The organism is Pasteurella skyensis (genome assembly GCF_013377295.1).
GTDB classification, from domain to species: Bacteria; Pseudomonadota; Gammaproteobacteria; order Enterobacterales; family Pasteurellaceae; genus Phocoenobacter; species Phocoenobacter skyensis.
The window spans coordinates 530,207-551,445 of the sequence record NZ_CP016180.1; the positions used below are offsets into that span (position 1 = coordinate 530,207).

General features: G+C 34.9%; 18 protein-coding genes, 1 pseudogene and 1 riboswitch. Of the genes and pseudogenes, 11 read left to right on the forward strand and 8 right to left on the reverse strand.

Features of this window, described 5'->3' with window-relative positions; translation table 11 throughout:
- The first annotated feature begins 35 nt into the window (after positions 1-35).
- A complete protein-coding gene (locus A6B44_RS02460; protein ID WP_176673449.1) occupies positions 36-1,604 on the forward strand; it encodes a PTS transporter subunit EIIC in 1,569 nt (522 codons plus the stop codon).
- The gene (locus A6B44_RS02465; RefSeq protein WP_090922854.1) at positions 1,601-2,980 is read left to right on the forward strand and encodes a family 4 glycosyl hydrolase; all 1,380 of its coding nucleotides are present in this window, start codon (positions 1,601-1,603) and stop codon (positions 2,978-2,980) included. The genes A6B44_RS02460 and A6B44_RS02465 overlap by 4 nt, the downstream gene beginning before the upstream one ends.
- Before the next feature lie 25 nt (positions 2,981-3,005).
- On the opposite strand, the gene A6B44_RS02470 is transcribed toward A6B44_RS02465, so the two are convergent.
- From A6B44_RS02470 to mutH, 3 genes are read right to left on the reverse strand one after another with little or no spacing between them, the layout of a single operon-like run.
- Positions 3,006-3,743 carry a MurR/RpiR family transcriptional regulator gene (locus A6B44_RS02470; RefSeq protein WP_090922853.1) on the reverse strand — a complete coding sequence of 246 codons (738 nt, stop codon included), beginning with the start codon at positions 3,741-3,743 and terminating at the stop codon, positions 3,006-3,008.
- Positions 3,744-3,783: 40 nt separating this feature from the next.
- Entirely contained in the window at positions 3,784-4,521 is a 738-nt protein-coding gene (locus tag A6B44_RS02475; protein ID WP_090922852.1) for a TerC family protein, read from the reverse strand.
- Positions 4,522-4,532: 11 nt separating this feature from the next.
- Positions 4,533-5,204 carry a DNA mismatch repair endonuclease MutH gene (mutH, locus tag A6B44_RS02480; RefSeq protein WP_090922851.1) on the reverse strand — a complete coding sequence of 224 codons (672 nt, stop codon included), beginning with the start codon at positions 5,202-5,204 and terminating at the stop codon, positions 4,533-4,535.
- A gap of 194 nt (positions 5,205-5,398) precedes the next feature.
- On the opposite strand from mutH, the gene rhlB reads away from it, so the two are divergent.
- A complete protein-coding gene (rhlB, locus tag A6B44_RS02485) occupies positions 5,399-6,613 on the forward strand; it encodes an ATP-dependent RNA helicase RhlB (RefSeq protein ID WP_090922850.1) in 1,215 nt (404 codons plus the stop codon).
- 55 nt (positions 6,614-6,668) lie between these two features.
- Here rhlB and fbp read toward each other — a convergent pair whose 3' ends face one another.
- Entirely contained in the window at positions 6,669-7,670 is a 1,002-nt protein-coding gene (gene fbp / locus A6B44_RS02490; protein WP_090922849.1) for a class 1 fructose-bisphosphatase, read from the reverse strand.
- Between the two features lie 268 nt (positions 7,671-7,938).
- Here fbp and A6B44_RS02495 point away from each other — a divergent pair, with 268 nt between their 5' ends.
- Positions 7,939-9,342, forward strand: a complete 1,404-nt coding sequence (locus tag A6B44_RS02495) for a Do family serine endopeptidase (protein ID WP_090922848.1) — start codon at positions 7,939-7,941, stop codon at positions 9,340-9,342.
- Between the two features lie 54 nt (positions 9,343-9,396).
- Here the strand turns inward: A6B44_RS02495 and pilW are convergent, their stop codons facing one another.
- From pilW to greA, 3 genes are all read right to left on the reverse strand, one after another.
- On the reverse strand, positions 9,397-9,960 hold the full coding sequence (pilW, locus tag A6B44_RS02500) for a type IV pilus biogenesis/stability protein PilW (protein WP_090922847.1): 564 nt from the start codon (positions 9,958-9,960) through the stop codon (positions 9,397-9,399).
- Positions 9,961-9,980: 20 nt separating this feature from the next.
- Positions 9,981-11,156, reverse strand: coding sequence for a dual-specificity RNA methyltransferase RlmN (rlmN, locus tag A6B44_RS02505; RefSeq protein WP_090922846.1), 1,176 nt, complete (start codon positions 11,154-11,156; stop codon positions 9,981-9,983).
- Positions 11,157-11,353: 197 nt separating this feature from the next.
- Entirely contained in the window at positions 11,354-11,830 is a 477-nt protein-coding gene (gene greA, locus A6B44_RS02510) for a transcription elongation factor GreA (RefSeq protein ID WP_090922845.1), read from the reverse strand.
- A 217-nt stretch (positions 11,831-12,047) separates the two neighbouring features.
- On the opposite strand from greA, the gene A6B44_RS02515 reads away from it, so the two are divergent.
- Together A6B44_RS02515 and A6B44_RS02520 are read left to right on the forward strand one after the other, a co-directional pair.
- On the forward strand, positions 12,048-13,535 hold the full coding sequence (locus A6B44_RS02515; protein WP_090922844.1) for a helicase HerA-like C-terminal domain-containing protein: 1,488 nt from the start codon (positions 12,048-12,050) through the stop codon (positions 13,533-13,535).
- 202 nt (positions 13,536-13,737) lie between these two features.
- Positions 13,738-14,643 (forward strand): annotated as a pseudogene (locus A6B44_RS02520) (IS256 family transposase, variant Zn-binding type); the annotation flags it as partial.
- A gap of 349 nt (positions 14,644-14,992) precedes the next feature.
- Here A6B44_RS02520 and A6B44_RS02525 read toward each other — a convergent pair.
- The gene (locus A6B44_RS02525; RefSeq protein ID WP_090921720.1) at positions 14,993-15,751 is read right to left on the reverse strand and encodes an MlaA family lipoprotein; all 759 of its coding nucleotides are present in this window, start codon (positions 15,749-15,751) and stop codon (positions 14,993-14,995) included.
- Between the two features lie 156 nt (positions 15,752-15,907).
- Between A6B44_RS02525 and metJ the strand changes: the two genes are divergently transcribed.
- From metJ to thiB, 5 genes are all read left to right on the forward strand, one after another.
- Positions 15,908-16,225: a met regulon transcriptional regulator MetJ gene (gene metJ, locus A6B44_RS02530; RefSeq protein WP_090921722.1), complete on the forward strand. Its 318-nt coding sequence runs from the start codon at positions 15,908-15,910 to the stop codon at positions 16,223-16,225.
- 48 nt (positions 16,226-16,273) lie between these two features.
- Positions 16,274-16,522, forward strand: coding sequence for a YhdT family protein (locus A6B44_RS02535; protein ID WP_090921725.1), 249 nt, complete (start codon positions 16,274-16,276; stop codon positions 16,520-16,522).
- Entirely contained in the window at positions 16,512-17,948 is a 1,437-nt protein-coding gene (panF, locus tag A6B44_RS02540; protein WP_090921727.1) for a sodium/pantothenate symporter, read from the forward strand. Before A6B44_RS02535 ends, panF begins: the two co-directional genes overlap by 11 nt.
- Positions 17,949-18,598: 650 nt before the next feature.
- On the forward strand, positions 18,599-19,645 hold the full coding sequence (locus tag A6B44_RS02545) for a porin (protein WP_090921729.1): 1,047 nt from the start codon (positions 18,599-18,601) through the stop codon (positions 19,643-19,645).
- Between the two features lie 431 nt (positions 19,646-20,076).
- Positions 20,077-20,196, forward strand: a riboswitch (TPP riboswitch).
- Between the two features lie 50 nt (positions 20,197-20,246).
- Positions 20,247-21,230: a thiamine ABC transporter substrate binding subunit gene (gene thiB / locus A6B44_RS02550; RefSeq protein WP_090921731.1), complete on the forward strand. Its 984-nt coding sequence runs from the start codon at positions 20,247-20,249 to the stop codon at positions 21,228-21,230.
- The last annotated feature ends 9 nt before the right edge of the window (positions 21,231-21,239 follow it).

The window sequence follows — 21,239 nt, forward strand, 5'->3', positions numbered from 1 at the left end:
ATTTTAGTTAAATCAAACATAGTGGGGTAATTATTATGTCTGGATCAAATACTATTATCTTAAATAAGATGCAGAGATTTTCTAAAGCAATGATGGGAGCGGTTTTATTTTTGCCTGTTATTGGTTTGATTCTTGCATTTAGTTCTATCTTTACAAATGACACTCTTTTTTCTGAAGGAAGTTTCCTCTTTAGCATTGGTCAAATGCTAGGTGATACATTTTGGCCTTTATTTGGTAATTTAGGATTATTATTCTGTGTTGGTATCAGTTATGGTTTAGCCAAAAATAATAAAACTAAAGTATCTTTGGTTGCTGTAATGTGCTTTATTATGTTCTTAGGAGCAAATCACTCGTGGTTAGAACATTCTAATAGCATAGCAAACAAAATAAACGGTGAATATTTTGGTACTGGTCAAACCGAAATGCTGGGTTTTGTTGTCACAGATATGGGTATTTTTTTAGGATTAATTTTAGGAACAACTATTGCATTTGTTCATAACAAAGTATCTCATATAGAATTACCAGGTGCTTTTGCTATGTATGGAGGAGCTAAACTTACACTAATAGCGATGACACCTATAATTATATTTTATGCCATTTTCTTTTCTTGGTTATGGCCTTTTGTTACTGATGGAATAGTGTCTTTAACAAAATTTATGAAAGAGGCCGATATTTATGGTGTATTTGTTTATGGCTTCTTTGAAAAGTTCCTCATTCCTACTGGCTTACATCATTTCGTATGGTCTCCGTTCCAACTTACACCACTAGGTGGAACTATAGTTGTTGATGGTGAAACAGTATCAGGTTCACAAGCAATATTCTTAGCCTATATGAGACACCCTGATATATCAGAAATTATGCATCCTGCATTACGTTTTTCTCAACAAGGAATGACAACTATTTTTGGATTAGCTGGTGCTGCTTTGGCTTTCTATCACACGGCAAAACCTGAGAAAAAAATGATTGCTAAAGCAATTTTATTGCCTGCAATTTTAACATCTATGTTAACAGGAATTACTGAACCTATTGAATTTACTTTCCTTTTTGTTTCTCCGTTATTATGGGGTATACACGCCACACTAACAGCACTTTCACAAGCTGCTTGTGACTTATTCCTTGTTCGACCTTGGGGGCCTTCAGGTTTAGTTGAATTTGTTATCTATAATCTTCCATTACCTGTGAGCTTAACGAAGTGGCCGCTTTATATTGTTATTGGTGTTGTCCAGTTCATCGTATACTACATCATTTTCAGAACCATTGTGGTGAAATTGAATTTAAAAACACCAGGAAGAGAGGATGATGAAGATGTGAAACTGTATAATAAACAAGATTATTTATCTAAAAAATCTAATGATGCGACAACTAATATTTCTAATATTATTCTAGGATTAGGAGGAAAAGAAAATATTATATCTGTTGATAACTGCTTTACTCGCTTAAGAGTTGATGTAATTGACTCTACTAAGATTGATAAAGAACTTCTAAAACAAACTGGTGCGAGTGGTGTCGTTCAAAACCAACAAGAGATTCAAGTTATATATGGAGTAAAAGTAGGGCAAATTAGAACCCAAGTAGATAAACTATTAAATGGAGATTTACAATGAAATTAACTGTATTAGGTGGGGCGGGTGTCCGCTCCCCATTTTTAGCTAAATCATTGGCTTACAATGCAGATCGCATAAACTTAACTGAAGTTGTATTTTTAGATAATTGTGCTGAAAATTTGGCTATATTTGGAGAAATGGCAAAAACAGTTTTTCAAGCTATACGTCCTGATATTCAATTTCAGCTATCTAGTGATCCCATTGAAGCTTTGACTGATGCTGATTATATTATTATCACACTTCGTGTCGGTGGTGATGAAGCAAGAAGTCGTGATGAAAGAATTGCATTAAAGCATAATGTTATTGGTCAGGAAACAACGGGTGTAGGAGGGCTTGCAATGGCATTACGCTCCATACCAAGTGTTTTGGAATATACGTCAATAATAGAAAAACATTCAAGTCCTAATGCTATTTTATTTAACTTCACTAACCCAGCAGGAATGGTCACGGAAGCCATTATAAAATCTGGTTTTACGAAAAGGGTGTATGGTATTTGTGATGCTCCATCAGAATTAATTGGAGAATTGCCTAAAATTTTGAAGTGTAATGAAAGTGAGTTAAAAGTTGAATGTTACGGCTTAAATCATTTTTCTTGGTTTACTAATTTCACAGTAAATGGAAAAGATGTTACACAGGCGTTAGTTAATTCTCCTGAATTATATACTGAAACCTGTATGCAGTATTTTTCTCCTGAATTAGTTAAACAATGTGATAATCAATTATTAAATGAATATTTATATTATTACTACTATAGAGAAAAAGCGTTAGCCTCAATCTTATCCGCTAAAGAAACAAGGGGAGAACAAATTGCTCGAATTAACAAGGAAATGAAATTAGAGCTACAACAATTTGATCCTAAGGAGCAAATGACAGAAATTTTTGATATATGGATTAAGCACTACTTACGTAGAGAAAATACCTATATGCAAAATGAATCTCATCAAGAGAAGGTAAATAAACGACAATCTTTTACATTAAAACAATTTATTGAATTACCTGATAGTGGCGGATATGCGGGTGTTGCTTTAGATATACTTGATGCTGTAAACAGTAATACTTCAAAACGAATCGTTGTTTCAATAAAAAATAATGGTATTTTAGAATTTCTAGAAGATGATGATGTTATAGAAATTAGTTGTGATTTAAGTAAAGATGGGTTAACACCTGTAAGACCAAAATATATTCCAACTAGTCAGAAGAATATGATTTCATTAGTGAAAGAATACGAAAGAGTGGCTATAGCATCTATATTACAAAAAGATAAAAAATTAGCTCTTAAAGCGTTAACTGCACATCCATTGATAGGTTCTTTTTCATTAGCAAATGAACTTCTTGATGAATATTTATCGGATTCTCGATATCAAGATTGGAAATAAGAGTCAATTTTTTATAATACAGAAATTAATCTAGATTGGGCTCAATGCCCAATCTATTATTTTTAAACCATAATTTCAAAAAATGTTCAAACCCTAAAATACAGTAACCAAAAAAAGGATTAGACCAATAAATGTCATCATCATATTTTTGTGGATCGTGGATAATAAATGATGTTTGGGCAACTTTAGTTAGAGGACTATCACAATCGCCTGTAAAGCACACAATATCCACATTTTTATTTTCCAGTGATTTTATCCATCGCAAAAGAGATGAACTTCTTCCAGATTTTGAAATAAGCCAAATAGAATCATAGGATTGTTCTGTTTTTTGCTCTAGAATTTCATAATCAGCCCATAATGCCAAGCTTGCATTAACGCCAAGAACTAAGAATTTATTGTATATATACTGTGCAATTAATTGTGAGAAACCACTACCGTGAATGAGGATTCTCTGTTCTCTTAAAGAATTCATTAAAGGTTGAAGGTTAGTTTCAGGATATATATTCATAAAATCAACACTACTTGTCGCATCTACTTTAGGCATTGTGACATTAAATTTAATGAAATAGACTAGTTCCAACCAACCAGAAAAATTAAGTTTTTTTGCCAATCTAATAATTGAAGATGGACTACTATAACACTCTCTTGCAACACTTCTTATGCCGTATTTAAGACATTTTTCTGGATTTTCTTGTATATAATTCAATATATTCAATTCTGTTCTATTAAAAGTAATATTGTAAAATAAATCAGTTATTTGCATAAAACCTCATATTATAAATAAGAATACACTAAAACTACTTTTAATCCCTATGTTGATATTTTTCAATATTCTTTTTCATTTGAATATTTAATAGTTCCACCACCACAGAAAATCCCATTGCAGTATAAATAGCGACTTTGGGAATATGGATATTAAAACCTTCTGCTATTAATGCAAAACCAATCAATACTAAAAATGCTAATGCGAGGTTTTTAATGGTTGGGTGACGATCGACAAAATCGCCAATAGTATTCGCAGCTAACATCATTATTCCAACAGCAATCATAATGGCTAATACCATTACAGGAATATCATTCGCCATCCCCACTGCTGTAATTACAGAGTCGAGAGAGAATACAATATCAATAATAGCGATTTGCACGAGAGTTATGACATAATTCGACGTTTTAGCTTTAGGAGAGATGTTGTTGTGATGAGTGTTACCGCTCACGGCTTCTTTCAATTCACTGATACTTTTAATAATAAGGAACAGTCCCCCTAGAATTAAAATTAAATCTCGCCCTGAAATGCCTTTGCCTAATACTGAAAATAATGGTTCAACTAAGCGTATCATCCAAGCAAGTGTTAATAATAATAAAATTCGTGTTAGCATTGCTAATCCAAGCCCTAGAATGCGAGCTGAACGGTGTTGATGCTGGGGTAATTTTGAAACTAAAATTGTGATGACAATAATATTATCTATTCCTAATACAATTTCTAATGTAGAAAGTGTTAATAACGCAATCCACGCTTCTGGATTGCTCATCCATTCAAACATATCTGTTCCTTTTAATTAAAAAATTGTTGTAAAATTTGTGAGGTAAATTCTTTCCGCAAATAAAATCCTAAGGGCAGAGATTGTACCTGTTCTCCCTCTTGATTAAAAGCATTTGCAAGGGCTCGGCTGTTTTTTCCTTTTGGACGTAATTGTAACACCTCTCCAATTTTGGCATTAATTTCATTTAATCGCCCTAAAACAATGAGTTCCATTAACTCTTCCCAATCTTGTTGTAATTGTTGTTCTTGTTGAGGTGTGGGTGACCACAAAATGGGTTGTCCAATACGGCGTTCATTTAGTGGAATATGGCGCTCTCCCTCAATTGGCATCCACAACACTCGTTGTAATTTATGACGCACGTGGGAACTTTGCCAAGTAATTCCGCTGTTATGAGTCAGGGGAGCAAGGCTAACAAAAGTTGTTTCTAAAGGTTGTCCTTGAGCATTAATTGGAATGGTTTTTAACTCAATACCTAAATGTGCAAAATCTTGTTCTGCTTTACTGCCTGCTTTTGCTCCCAGTGCTGTTTCAATTAACATTCCGACCCAACCTTTATCACGGCGTAAATCAGGCGGTACAACGATATTTAACGATTTTGCAATTTCGCCTAAGCTAAAACCCGCTAACCATTGTGCTTTCGCCAATAGCTCTTCTTCTGTTTTTGAAAACTGTGTTAATTGCATAATTTATCTAATGTCTACTCTCTGATGTTTGATATTTCACGTTTAAGATGGATAATAATTCATAATCCGCAACTAATCATTAATAATTAAACAGAATTCTACTCAAATTCGTCGATTTATGGTATCTTTTACGCAACTTTATCTTACAACAAGCGGTAAGATTTTATTTAAAATTTACAAATTTGAGAAACATAATGTCAAAACACCTTACAGAACAACAATTTATCGACTTTCCTATCAATGAAAACGTGCTTAAAGCACTTGAAAGCAAAGGCTTTGGATTTTGTACTCCTATTCAAGCACAAACTCTTCCTCATACACTTTTAGGAAAAGATATTGCAGGTCAAGCTCAAACAGGAACGGGAAAAACTATCGCTTTTTTGATTGCGACCTTCCATCATTTACTTAATAATGATGTCGAAACAAAAGCAAATCAACCTCGATCATTAATCCTTGCTCCAACACGTGAACTTGCCGTACAAATCGCTTCAGACGCAGAAATGTTTATACAAAACAGCGATTTAAAACTCGCCCTTGCTTATGGTGGTGATGGCTATGATAAACAACTTCAGGCCATTGAAAAAGGTGTTGATATATTAGTCGGTACTACTGGGCGAGTGATTGATTATGTCAAACAAGGTATTATCGATCTGAGTCAAATTCAAGTGGTTGTATTAGATGAAGCTGACCGTATGTTTGATCTTGGATTTATCAAAGATATTCGCTATTTAATGCGTAAATGTCCTGCTCCAACCTCTCGTTTAACAATGCTATTTTCAGCTACACTTTCTGAACGTGTACGAGAACTTGCCTATGAAGATATGAATGATGCTGAGTATGTTGAAATCGAGCCGTTGCAACGCACAGGTCATCGCATTAAAGAGGAACTGTTTTATCCATCAAATAAAGATAAAATGGCGCTCCTTTTAACCATTATGGAAGAAGAATGGCCAGATCGTTGTATTGTTTTTGCTAACACCAAACAAAAATGTGAAGATATTTGGCGTTTTTTAAAAGCAGACAAACACCGTGTTGGCATTTTAACAGGTGATGTCGCTCAGAAAAAACGTTTAGCGTTATTAGATAGTTTTACTAAGGGGGATTTGGATATTTTAGTGGCGACTGATGTTGCGGCTCGTGGTTTACACATTCCACAGGTAACACACGTCTTCAATTATGACTTACCTGATGACTGTGAAGATTATGTACATCGTATTGGACGTACAGGACGTGCTGGAGAAAGTGGACATTCTATCAGTTTTGCCTGTGAGCGTTATGCAACCAATTTAACCGCTATTGAAGAATATATTGGTCATTCAATCCCTGTTAGTCAATACGATCCTGAAGCATTATTGGCATTACCAAAACGCCCACGTACACAGCGTTATAATAAAAGTCGTAAGAGATAGTGCATCAATCATTTAAAATTGCCCTCATAATATGAGGGCTTTTTATTTTTTCAATTTATTCATCTTCTTCTAAAAACTGATGCACTTTTTCCACCATCTCCTTAGAACCTACAAATAATGGAACTCTTTGGTGTAATTCTGTTGCTTTAATATCTAAAATACGCTGTTTACCATCTGTTGCTAATCCACCTGCTTGTTCTGCTAAAAATGCGATTGGATTACCCTCATACAATAAACGTAATTTTCCTTTAGGATAATTGGTTGACTGTGGGTAAATATAAATTCCTCCTTTGAGCATATTACGATGAAAATCAGAGACTAAAGAACCTACATAACGTGCTGAATAAGGACGATTTTCACTTGGCACGTCTTCTTGGCAGTATTTAATATATTTTTTCACCCCTTGTGGAAACTTAATATATTGTCCCTCATTAACGGAGTAAATATAACCTGTTGAAGGAATTTTTATATCTGGATGAGAGAGGCAAAATGTCCCTAATGACGGATCATAAGTAAAGCCATTCGTACCATTACCTGTTGTATAAACTAACATCGTTGAAGAGCCATACACAACATAGCCTGCTGCTACTTGTTTATTACCTTCTTGTAAAAAATCCTCTAAGGTGACAGGTGAGCCAATAGGCGTCACACGGCGATAAATAGAAAAAATGGTACCTACTGCTACGTTCACATCAATATTGGAAGAACCATCTAAGGGATCTGCTAAAACTACATATTTCGCATTACGAGAATGTTCATTATCAAAAATGACAATATTTTCCTCTTCTTCAGAGGCAAAACCTGCCACTTCTCCACGTGCTAACAGTGCTTTTTTCATTTTTTCGTGGGCAAAAATATCCAATTTCATTTGAGTTTCACCTTGAATATTTTCTTCTCCTGAAAGACCAATAATATCATCAGTTAAACCTGCTCGGTTAATATCTCGATGAATAATTTTCGCCACCAATCGAATTGCCGATAAAATACTGCTTAACTCACCTTTTGCATTTGGATATTCGGCTTGTCTTGCAACAATAAACTCACCTAATGTATTCATATTTTCTTCCTCATAAAAAATAAATTATACCTTTTATAAATCTATTACACAGAGTAAAACATATCCAATATGTGACCTATATCACAAATAATTTTTCTTCACTCTATTCCAACAAGTAAGCGAACACCTACTTGTAAGCGCTGATATTTTTAGTATAAATTATCAGCAATCCCGCTGTCATTTTTGAACCCTCGATAAAACCTATAGTCTTATTCAACACTTATTCACGAAGAAATAAATATAACTAACAATACAATAAGGAATTACTATGACTAAAATAATGAAAAAATCTTTATTAGCCTCTCTGATTATTGGCGTAAGCACGGTGAGTTTTTCAAGTGCTAGCTACGCCAATTCGATTTTAGATGCGTTAACACAATCGGGGGAAACACAAACTGTCAGTCTTGCACCAATGTTGGAAAAAGTAAAACCAGCAGTCGTTAGCATTGAGGTGGAGGGAAAAACCAAAGGGCAATCTTTCCAACCAAATATTCCTGATGAATTTAAGTTTTTCTTTGGCGATGATTTCTTTGGGCATAGAGGTGGCAGTGCACCTCGCAAGTTTAAAGGGTTAGGTTCTGGTGCGATTATTGATGCTAAAAAAGGCTACGTATTAACCAATAATCACGTTATTGATAAAGCAGAAAAAATCACGGTGTTACTAGAAGATGGACGTAAATTTAAAGCCAAATTAGTAGGAGCAGATCCAATGTCTGATGTGGCGTTAGTTCAAATTGAAGATCCTAAAAATTTAACTGAAATTAAATTTGCAGATTCTGATAAAACCCGTGTCGGTGATTTTACCGTTGCTATTGGTAATCCATTTGGATTAGGGCAAACTGTGACTTCTGGAATTGTATCCGCATTAGGTCGCTCAATGGGTAATTTAGATCGTGGTTATGAAAACTATATTCAAACGGATGCAGCGGTCAATCAAGGAAACTCTGGTGGTCCATTAATTAACCTAAAAGGGGAACTCATTGGTGTCAATACGGCTATTATTTCTCCAAGTGGAGGCAACGCAGGAATTGCTTTCGCTATTCCAAGTAATATGGCACACAACTTAGTGAATCAAATTATTGAATTTGGTCAAGTTAAACGTGGAATGCTCGGTATTAAAGGTGGCGAACTCAATGCTGATTTAGCTAAAGAGTTTGGTGTTGATGCACAACAAGGTGCCTTTGTTAGTGAAGTGCTTCCAAATTCAGCCGCTGAAAAAGCAGGTATTAAGGCAGGAGATGTTATCGTAAAAATGAACGGTAAAAAAATCTCAAACTTTAGTGAAATGCGAGCAAAAATCGCTACTTCTGGTGCAGGTAAAGAGATTCAACTCACTTACTTACGCAACAATGAAAGTAAAACAGTCAAAGTGAAATTACAATCTAGTGATGAACATTCACAAACGGCATCACAAGATTTATTACCAGAATTAAAAGGCGCTAAATTTAGTAACTATAATGAAGGCAATATCAAAGGTGTCGAAATTTCAGAGGTAGAAAAAGGTTCAATCGCTGAAATGCGAGGCTTAGAAAAAGGTGATGTGATTATTGGTGTAAACCGCAAATCTGTCAAAAATGTAGGAGAATTAAGAAAAATTCTTGATAAAAAACCATCAGTAGTTGCATTAAATATTCTACGTGGTGATATTAATTTATTTGTAATTATCCAGTAATTTTAATTTTATTACCTCAAAATTCCTTTCTTCTCCTTTGTGAGGGAAAGGAATTTATTTTAACCTCTCCGCTCTTGATTTATCTATATTTTCTAATAAAACCAATGCCTTATTCATTTGAGTGAGATTTTTTTCACTTTTCGCACAAAGAATAATATTTTCTAAGGTATCCGCTTGATGATAATAAGGTTGCTCGCTCTCGAACGCCTGTTCAAACTGATCATAAGCTTGCTTAAATTTTCCTTGTTTACACAAAAATGTACCATAATTATTTAATACATCAGGACGAGCTTGATGATTTTTTGCAAATTTTTGGCTTAATGTGACCGCTTGTTGATAGGTTTGCATCGCTTTTGTCACATCACCTGTTTGTTGATAATAATAAGCCAATACAGAATAAGGTAAGTAATCTTGATTATTATGATTAATCGCCTTATCAATGTTTAACTTTGCCTTAGGAAAATTGTTTTCTTTCAAATATCCTAACGCAAGATTTAGCCTTGCTTTCATTGCTTCTGTACGATTGATCGAAAAATCTGCCTTAGAAGACACACAACCTGCTAAGGTTATAATTAAAAAACAAGCGGTAAGATGTTGATAACATTTTGCAAATTTCATACAAAGTCCTCTTTTTTTATCTAACGTTGTTGAAGATGAATATTTTTACCAAATTGACGTTTTTCCATTGTTCTTTTGGTACGATCAATAACATCTCCAGCTAGTTGTCCACAAGCCGCATCAATATCATCACCACGAGTTTTTCGCACAATGACGGTAAAGCCATATTCCATCAATGTTTTTTGAAAACGATCAATACGAGAATTTGAGCTTTTTTGATAAGGTGCTTCTGGAAACGGATTCCACGGAATTAAATTTATTTTACAAGGCGTAGTTTTTAATACTTCCGCTAATTGATGAGCGTGTTCTACACCATCATTAATGTGAGATAGCATTACATATTCAATGGTAATTTTTCCGTGATTAGCATTGGAGACTTTTAAATATTCATTCACAGATTTCATCAGCATTGCAATATTATATTTTTTATTAATAGGCACGATTTCATCTCGAATTTCATCATTAGGAGCGTGTAACGAAATAGCTAATGCTACATCAATTTGATCTCGCATTTTATCCAATGCAGGCACAACGCCAGAGGTAGACAGTGTCACACGACGTTTGGATAGCCCATAAGCAAAATCATCTAACATAATTTCCATCGCTGGAACAACATTTTTCATATTCAGTAATGGTTCACCCATTCCCATCATTACCACATTAGTAATTGGTCGCACTCCTGTTACGCCGAACGCACCAATAATTTTAGCGGCTCGCCATACCTGACCAATAATTTCAGAGACGTTTAAGTTACGATTAAAACCTTGTTGAGCCGTCGAACAAAAAGTACATTCTAACGCACAACCTACTTGTGAAGAAACGCAAAGCGTAGCACGGTCTCCTTCTGGAATATAGACTGTTTCCACTTGCTGATCACCCACTTGCATCGCCCACTTAATCGTACCATCGGCAGAGCGCTGTTCAACCGCCACTTCTGGTGCTTTGATTTCTGCAATTTGCTTTAATTTATTACGCAATACCTTATTGATATTGGTCATATTATCAAAATTATCTTCACCAAAATGATAAATCCATTTTACCATTTGATCTGCTCGAAAAGGTTTTTCCCCCATCTCTTTAAATAATTCTCGCATTTGTCCACGCGTTAAATTCATTAAATTGATTTTATCTGATTTAGGGTGTTGTACTGCAACTTTGCTTGTTGTAGCTTGTACTAGATTGGTTTGTTCTAACATATAGCCTCGTTGTTACACGGTTTGTGGCAAAATTGATGATTTTGCAATAAAATAAAAGACCGCAGATTGTACCCATCTCAACAGTCTTATACTAGTATTTTTTTACTTTTGGAACAAATTTTTAATACTTTTTTTCGATCCATATCACAAAATAGAATTTTAACACCATAGGAATCCTACAGTGTTAAAAATATATTTTAGATATATTTCACACTAAGAATCTCAAATTCAACATTACCGCCCGGAGTTTGAATGACCACACTATCATCCACTTCCTTACCGATTAAACCCCGTGCAATAGGTGAATTTACTGAAATTAAATGTTGCTTAATATCTGCTTCATCATCACCGACAATACGATAAGTTAATTCATCATCGGTTTCAACATTCACGATTTCGACGGTTGCGCCAAAGATCACTTTACCATTGTTAGGAATGGTTGTGACATCAATAATTTGAGCCGCACCTAGCTTACCTTCAATTTCTTGAATACGTCCTTCACAAAAAGCTTGCTCTTCACGAGCTGCGTGATATTCGGCATTTTCTTTTAGATCACCGTGTTCACGAGCGTCTGCAATTGCCTTAATAATTTCAGGACGACGCACGTTTTTTAACTGTTCTAATTCTTCTCTTAATAATTCTGCACCACGTACAGTCATTGGAATTTGTTGCATTTTATGTTTCCTACATTCAATAAAATAAGGGTGATAAATCACCCTACAAAATTGTCTACTATTTATAAAAATCTATATTGCGGTATTATCAATCTTCTTAAAAAAAATATCAACCATCCCATCACATTATATATAGGAAAAAATTGTGACTGGTAAGATTGGATGACAAACATTATAATCGTTCATCATACATACATTTATTTGAAAGAGAGTTTTTATGACAAATTACACAATCGCACAAACAAAATCTGGAAATTCTATTAGCCTTACATCAAAAATGGCAAACCGTCACGGACTAATTGCAGGTGCAACAGGAACGGGGAAAACCGTTACACTACGCAAACTTGCGGAAAGTTTCAGTGATGATGGCATCCCTGTTTTCCTTGTTGATGTCAAAGGAGATATTTCAGGTTTAACCCAAAAAGGGGAACTCTCTGGTAAAGTTGCTGAACGTATTGAAAACTTTAATTTAGGTGGTGAAGATTATCTTTCTGCATTCCCAGTCTCTTTTTGGGATGTATTCGGCAAGACAGGAATCCCACTTAGAACAACCATTTCAGAAATGGGGCCGATTTTATTAAGTCGCTTACTCAATTTAAACGATACTCAAGAAGGATTACTCAACTTAGTCTTTCGTGTTGCTGATGATCAAGGATTACTCCTTATCGATCTTAAAGACCTTCGTGCAATGCTGCAATATGTCGGAGAAAATGCGAAAAAATTCAGAATGGAATATGGTAATGTATCGGCAGCAAGTATCGGTGCAATCCAACGTTCATTACTTTCTCTTGAAAATGAAGGAGCGACGCAGTTATTTGGGGAGCCGTCATTAAATTTAGATGATTGGCTACAAACTCGTGATGGGCGTGGTGTAATTAATATTTTAAATTCTGAACAATTAATTAACTCTCCAAAACTCTACAGTGCCTTTTTATTATGGTTAATGTCAGAACTTTTTGAAAACCTACCTGAAATTGGTGATCCTGAAAAACCGAAATTTGTGATGTTTTTTGACGAAGCTCACCTGATTTTTGATGATGCACCAAAAGCATTGGTAGATAAAGTGGAACAAGTCGTACGCTTAATTCGTTCTAAAGGTGTGGGCGTTTATTTTGTGACTCAAAATCCTCTTGATTTACCAGATAGCGTATTAGGACAACTTGGAAACCGTGTTCAGCACGCCCTAAGAGCCTTTACACCTCGTGATCAAAAAGCAGTAAAAGCAGCAGCAGAAACTTTCCGTTCCAACCCTGACGTCGATGTCGTAGAAAGTATTTCACAACTTGGTATTGGTGAAGCGTTAGTTTCAGTACTAGATGAAAAAGGAATGCCAACACCAGTTGAAATTGCTTATATTTATCCACCAAAAAGCCAACTTGATCCTATTTCACACAGTGAACGAGAGCAATTTGTACAAAAAGACGACTTATATGGCTATTATAGTAAATACATTGATGAGCAATCGGCTTACGAAGAGTTACATAAACAAATCGAAATTGAACAACAACAGATTCAACAAGAGCAAGAAGAAAGTAACAGTTTACTGGGTGGCATTATTGCCTCAATTTTTGGTAAGAAAAAACGCAGAGAACAGAGTGCAACAGAACAAATGGTGAGTGGTATTACCAAAGCCGTAGGTCGAAACATTCGTAATCAAATTGCACGACAAATTGTACGTGGTGTATTAGGAGCGATGAAAAAATAACCACTTATAGCGGTAACATTTAAGTAAAAATTTGCAAATTTGATGTAATCGCTATGTTTTTTGCCTAACTGTGGCGGATTTTATATTGAAAAAGGGAAGTATAGGCATAGTAGACAAAATAGTTGGTAAAAAATGGGTTAAAGCTTTATATTACTGTGCTTTAGCCCACTTTTTTGAAAATGAATAAAAAACTTGTCCTTTTTGTCATAAAACGAATATTCACAAATATGGTACCCAAAATAATGTTCAACGTTATAAATGCTCTATTTGTAATAAAACTTTTACCTTCAAAAAATCCTTAAATTCAAGCCAAATTTGGCTAGATTACACAGAAGGTAAACAAACCTATAAGCAACTAGCAATTAAATATAATTGCTCTGTTAGAACTATTCAAAGATATGTTTTAAAAGCCCCTAAAACGCCATTAAATATCCCACAAAATAATAAATTGAACTTAATGATGGATACCACTTTCTTTGGTCGAAATTTTGGTGTTCTCGTTTTTATGGACACTTTATCAAAGAAGGTAATTTATCATCAAATTGTGACAACAGAAAAAAATCTTTATTATCTATTAGCAATGAATAAATTAAGAGAAAAAGGCTATATTATTCAATCTATTACTTGTGATGGAAGACGAGGATTATTAAGAGATTTTTTAAATACGCCTGCACAACTTTGCCAATTTCATCAAATAGCAAATGTAATAAGGAAATTAACAAGGAACCCTAAATCTGAAGCGGGAAAAGAGCTAAAAATATTAGTTAAAACATTAAAAAATAGCTCTAAAAACGAGTTCTATATTAATTTACATTATTGGTATTTAAAACATAAAGAATATTTAAATGAACGCTCCGATAAAATAAATGAAAAGGGTAAATATCCTTTTAAACATCGTAATATAAGAAGTGCTTACAGGAGCTTAAAATATAATATGGATTATTTATTTACTTTTGAAAAATATCCTGAATTAAATATAGAAAAAACAACAAATAGGCTTGAAAGTTTATTTGGAGAACTTAAACGAAAACTATCTAATCATAATGGTTTAACCAAATACCATAAGATTATGTTTATAAAAGATTTTCTAAATAAAAGGAGTTGGTAATTATTTATAAAATAATAAAAACCAACTCATTTGTCTACTATGGGCATAGCTCCTCAAAATTACCAACTATTTTGTCTACTATGCCGAAGTATATGCGCAAATAAATTTGCTAATGATTCCCTAAAATAATGCTTATATATCAATAAATTATATTAAATTTATCGTAGGGGCGTGATTAGCAAACACCAGTTTGCGTATATCCGCCCGCAACGCACAAAATAAGAATTTAATGAAAAATCCAACAATCCTTATATATCTATATCAAATAAATATATAACACATTTGTAATAACAAAATTTGCAAATTTTTGTTTCAATGTGACCGCTTAAATTCAATTTATGATACGAAATCAATCGATTCCTTCTAACTCTGCTTCAGAAAACTGTCTTTCTTGACTCTCTACTTCTGTTGCTTTGCCATCTCTTAACTCAAAGCTTTTATGTTGGAAATAGGCTTCACGGAATGTGACATAAGGATCTTGAGACTGTTTCAACATTTCATCTTGATCAAGCAGTTTTGATCTTGCATCAATACCATCAACCACTTTCTTACCAATGGTTGCTGGCAAGGTTAAAAGAGAAAGTACTGGATAGGTATAATCCACTTCTGACAGTAATGCACGTGGAGATTTTGGGCCTAAAATAGGTAGCATTATATAAGGGCCATCTCCCATACCATAAGTCCCTAAAGTATGAGAAAAAGTACGTCCATCTTTGACTCGTAAATCCTCTTTTTGACTCGCAAAATCAATTAAGCCACCTAAACCAAAGGTACTATTAATCCAAAAACGCGTAAAATGAACCATCGCTTTTTCTCCCTCACCCTCTAATAAACGGTTTAAAAAGCTGGCAGGCTCACTTAAATTGTTGGAAACATTGGTTAAACCTGTTTTGACAGGGCTAGGGACATAATCACGCCATCCTTTGGCAACAGGTTTTAAAACATAAGGGTCAAGTACATTATAATTCACCGCCCACATTGCACGGTTAAACCCTTCTAAAGGATCTCGTCTTGCACCTGTTTCAGGATCAATCGAAGAACAGGCTGTTAAAATGATAACAGCACTAATCAGACCTATTTTTTTAACGCTTTTTATCAATCTTTTCATTATAAAATCCATTATTACATATCTATTATTCAGATTATTGTACTAAAATTTAGTATAAACACCAATAAAATCATAAGAAGTCTAGACGGCTAGATTTATTCTTTTATTATTTTTTGTTAGAATGCCCCAAATTCTATCAATAACAAGGAAATCAAAATGGCAGAGTGGAGCGGTAAATATATTAGTCCTTATGTTGAGCACGGTAAAAAAAGTGAACAAGTACGCAAAGTGACAGTTTCTATTCCTGTAAAAGTATTAGAAATTTTGACCAATGAACGTACCCGTCGTCAAATTAATAATCTTCGCCACGCAACTAATAGTGAGTTACTTTGTGAAGCATTTTTGCACGCTTTCACAGGGCAACCTCTTCCAACCGATGAAGACTTAATGAAAGCACGTCACGATGAAATTCCAGAAAAAGCAAAAATCAAAATGCAAGAGCTGGGGATCAATCCTGACGATTGGCAATATTAATTTTTTTGTAAATTTTTTACATAATCATACCGCTTCAAGGAGCGAAGAATGAAATTTTCTCTTAAACAGCAGTTAGCTAAAGAAACTCGCTGGGCGTTAGGTCTTACTCTCTTCTATATTAGCGGCTGGGTTGGATTTGGTTATTTTTCACCAACAGGAAAAGGTCTCTTAGGTTTTCCGATTTGGTTTGAATTTGCCTGTATTTATTTCCCTATTGTATTTATTTTCACTACATTGATAGTCGTCAAAATTGTTTATAAGGATGTTGATTTAGAGGATAGCCATAATGAATCTTGATATGCTACTTCCTCTTATTGTTTATTTACTTTTTGTATTTGGTGTCGCATTTTATGCTTATCAAAAACGTAAAGGGCAAAGTTTTTTAAATGAATATTATGTCGGCAGTCGTGCAATGTCTGGCTTTGTACTGGCAATGACTTCTGCTGCCACTTATGTAGGCGCAAGTTCTTTTATTGGTGGACCTGGTGCTGCCTATAAATTTGGTTTAGGTTGGGTGCTACTGGCAATGATACAAGTCCCTGTTGTCATCCTTACTCTCGGCGCTTTTGGTAAAAGATTAGCAATTTTGGCTCGTAAAACAAATAGTGTCACCATCAACGATTTACTTTATGCTCGCTATCAAAACCGTTTTGTCGTATGGATTGCCAGTTTTTCATTATTAATTTCATTTTTTGCAATGATGACCGTGCAATTCTTTGGTGCAGGGCGTTTATTAGAAACCACCTTAGGCATTCCTTATCAAACCGCTATTTTAATTTTTGCAATGACCGTTGGCGTTTATACCTTTATTGGAGGATTTCGTGCTGTAGTACTCACAGATACCATTCAAGGTGTGGTAATGATTGTAGGAACCACACTATTACTCGGTGGTGTTATTTATGCAACTGGAGGGATTGAATCAGCTATTGCAACCTTAGAATCCATCGATCCTAACTTGATTACGCCCTATGGTATCGATGCACGCCCTCTTGATTTTACTTTTATGCTCTCATTTTGGATGTTAGTCTGCTTTGGCATTATCGGCTTACCGCCCCTAATTGTTCGCAGTATGGCATACAAAGACAGCAAAGCATTACATCAAGGTATTATTATTGGCACGGTTGTTGTTTCATTTTTAATGTTAGGAATGCATCTTTCAGGAGTATTAGGTCGAGCCTTAGATCCAACACTAACTGTATCAGATAAAATTATCCCGACCCTAATGCTACAAGTGATGCCTCCAGTAGTCGCAGGAATCTTCCTTGCAGCACCAATGGCAGCGATAATGTCTTCCATTGACTCAATGCTCATTCAAGCTTCTTCTACCTTAATTAAAGATTTATATATTGCCATCAAACCAGAAGCAATCAAAAATGAACAAAAAATTAAACGGCTGTCTACCTTAACCACCCTTATTTTTACAATTTTACTTATTATTGCCGCCCTTAATCCGCCAGAAATGTTAATTTGGCTAAACCTAAATGCACTAGGCGGACTAGAAGCAACCTTCTTTTGGGTCATATTATTAGGTTTCCTATGGAAAAACGCCAATGCAACAGGAGCGATTGTCTCTATGATTGGAGGCTTAACCAGTTATAGCATTATCGTCATAACAGGTATCAAATTTTGGAGTTTCCATTCTATTATCCCAGCCACATTGATTGGTTTAATCGCTTTTTTGATGGGTAATTATATACAAAGTAGAAAAGATAAGACGCACTGATTGCCAATTTTAGGGAACCGTAGCGAGAGAGTATCATTGAATCGTAAAAAGACACCGGTTGCTGAGCTTGTCGAAGCATTAGGTGTCTTCACTTTCTGTGGCCGTTCTTTTTACTTCGATATTTCGACCGGCTCAATAACTAAGAACGGAAACATCAAACACCAAAATTAATCAAACACCGATCACTGAGCTTCGGTTGCTGAGCTTGTCGAAGTATCGAAGTGTTAGGTGTTTGTGCTCTGAATTTGTTTGGTGAACGCTTCTCGACCCTTCGACAGGCTCAGGGAGCCGAAGCGGAAGATATCTCAAAAGATACCAATGACTAAGTTCAATAACCCAATACAAAAATCTAAAGCTAGCAAAAAAACTATAAAGATAATACTCATTAAACATTACCCTAAAAATTCATAAATAAAGCACTAATTTATAACAAAAAACAAACAAATGAACAAAAAAACGACAATCGAACACAAAAAATGTGGTTTTAAGCAAAAGTGTGATAGCCATCATTTGACATAAATTGATATTTTTGTCATCATTCAGCTGCTCAATATTCTTTAGATTAGCAATATTGATACTGACTAGTTGTTTCAGACCTTAACCGAAACAACTTTTTACATTAAATTACTTAAAAAATTAAGGTGATTATTATGAAAAAAACTCTTATTGCGTTAACAGTTGCTGCATTAGCTTCAACTTCAGCGTCAGCTCTTACTGTATATAGCCAAGACGGTGCAACAGTTGATGTAACTGGTGCAGTTAAAATGGTTCTTCAAAAAGAAACTGATAAAAAAGCTGTAATCAACAAAAAAGACACTAAATTAGGTGTTAAAGCAAAATATGAATTCGGTACTGATGCTTATGCATTAGCGGCTTATGAATATAGCTTCCTTAAGCCAGAAGTGAAAAAAGCTTATATTGGAGTTGGTAGTGCATCAGCTGGTCAATTAACATTCGGTCTTCAAAATACATTTGCTGACGGTGTTGGTGAATCTTCTTTTGATAATGCTTTCGGTGTTAAAGATCGTTTTGCTCGTGGTGATGCTGATAATATGATTTCTTATCGCTATACTGGTTTATCAGACTGGGAATTTGGTGTTGATTATATGTTAGCAACTAACCCAAGTAAGAAAACCATGAAAGTTAACGGTGCTGATGAAGAGTTTGTATTAGAAAATAAAGCTTGGTTTGACTTAGGTGCTAAATATAGTGCTAATGATTTAACAGTAGCTTTTGCTTATAGTCAAGCTAACGGTATTGCAGATTATGAGTATAAAGATAATAAATACATCGCAGATAGTGCTAAAACATTTGATGTTGCCCTTGGTTATACGATGGATAATGTTAAATTTGGCTTAGATGTTGGTTATTTAAAAACAAAAGGCTTAGCTTTCTATGAAAAAGAAGGTGATGACTTAATGTTCTTAGGTGGTGCTAAGGATATGAAAGCTTATTATGTATCTCCAGGAGCTAAGGTTTCATTTGGTGATGCAGCTGTTTATGGTAACTATGCTTATACGGTATTAAAACCTGCTAAAGGTGAGAAAATTAAATTCCACGGTCTAAACTTAGGTGCTGAATATACTTTAGCTAAAAATGCTCTTGTATTTATTGAAGGTAACTATGTGAAAGTGAAAGAAGGCAGTGATAGTGATTCTGTGAAAGCTATCGGTGTTGGTATGAAAGTTGAATGGTAATCTAATTACCTAGCAAACTTTATATTGCTAAAAGACCCCATAAGCTTGGCTTATGGGGTTTTGTTTTGTGTAAACTTCAGGAATTTGTCCAAAGAATGGGGACTTGTTCATATACTACGCCCCGTTATCGATTGCTGAAGAGAACGACCACAGAAAAAATTTAGAATGCAGACACCTAATACTTCGACAGGCTCAGCAACCGGTGTCTTTGGACTATTCAACGATACTTTCTGCTTCGGCTCTCTGAGCTCGGTTAAAATATCTAAGGGTTGAGAAGTGTTCATTAAACAAACTCCAAGCGTAACCCCCTAACACCTTGATACTTCGACAAGCTCAGCAATCGGGGTTTAGCTAGAGTGATGTATGAAGATTTTAGTTTTCATTTTATACTGAGTACTTGTTTTTCAACTGGATTCTTTTTATAATTCCAACAGTTCTCATTGGGGTGCTAGCAAGCGGTATGATGTTGTTTACTTTTTGCAAAAGCTGAGAAATACCCATAGAACCTGATCTGATTAATATCAGCGTAGGGATTTGAGGCAGTTCAATTTAATTATTCTGTTTTAAATCCTTCTATTTTATTTTTTTAGAAGGAAATCAAATGAAACTTTCTCCATTCGTTATTTGTTCAACGTTCGTTTTAGCTACCACAGCCTTTGCAGCGCAACCTACTTTGACGGTTTATACCTATGATTCATTTACTGCGGAATGGGGTCCTGCTCCAGCATTAAAACCCTTATTTGAAAAGGAGTGTCACTGTACTTTAAAATTTATGCCTTTTGAAGATGGCATTACAATGTTTAATCGCATTCGCTTAGAGGGCAAAAAGACCAAAGCAGATGTAATGTTAGGTTTAGATAATTTTGCATTGCAACAAGCTGAAAATTCAGGTTTATTTACGCCACATCAGTTAGAAATTAATGAATTAAATTTACCACAGAAATGGGCGGATAAAACATTCTATCCTTATGATTTTGGTGAGTTTGCTTTTGTTTACAATAACAAAAAGTTACAAAATCCCCCTAAAAGTTTAAAAGAGTTGGTTGAACGTCAAGATATAAAAGTGATTTATCAAGATCCTCGCACGAGTACTGTTGGACGAGGTTTGTTGTTATGGATCAATAATGTCTATGGTGATCAAGCTAAAACAGCGTGGCAGACTTTAGTTAAGCATACGGTAACTATTGGTAAAGGTTGGTCTGAAACCTATGGTGCTTTTTTAAAAGGGGAGTCTGATGTTGTGCTAAGTTATAGTACTTCACCGCTTTATCATCGTTGGTATGAGAAAAATAATGATTATGTAGCGGCAGACTTTACAGAGGGACATTTATCCCAAATTGAGGTAGCAGCAATTCTGAAAACCAGTAAACATAAAAAACTGGCTCGTCAATTTTTAACTTTCTTACATAAGAAAGAGGCTCAAAAAATTATTGCGACTCATAATATTATGAAGCCAGTTATTACAGCGAGCGTTGATCCTGCGTTCGCCACGTTGCCAACCTACAAAGCACTAAAAATAGTAACCCCTAGTGCAAATACACTAAGACAGTGGCAATCTGAATGGCAAAGTGCAGTAAGCCGTTAAGCCTTTGAT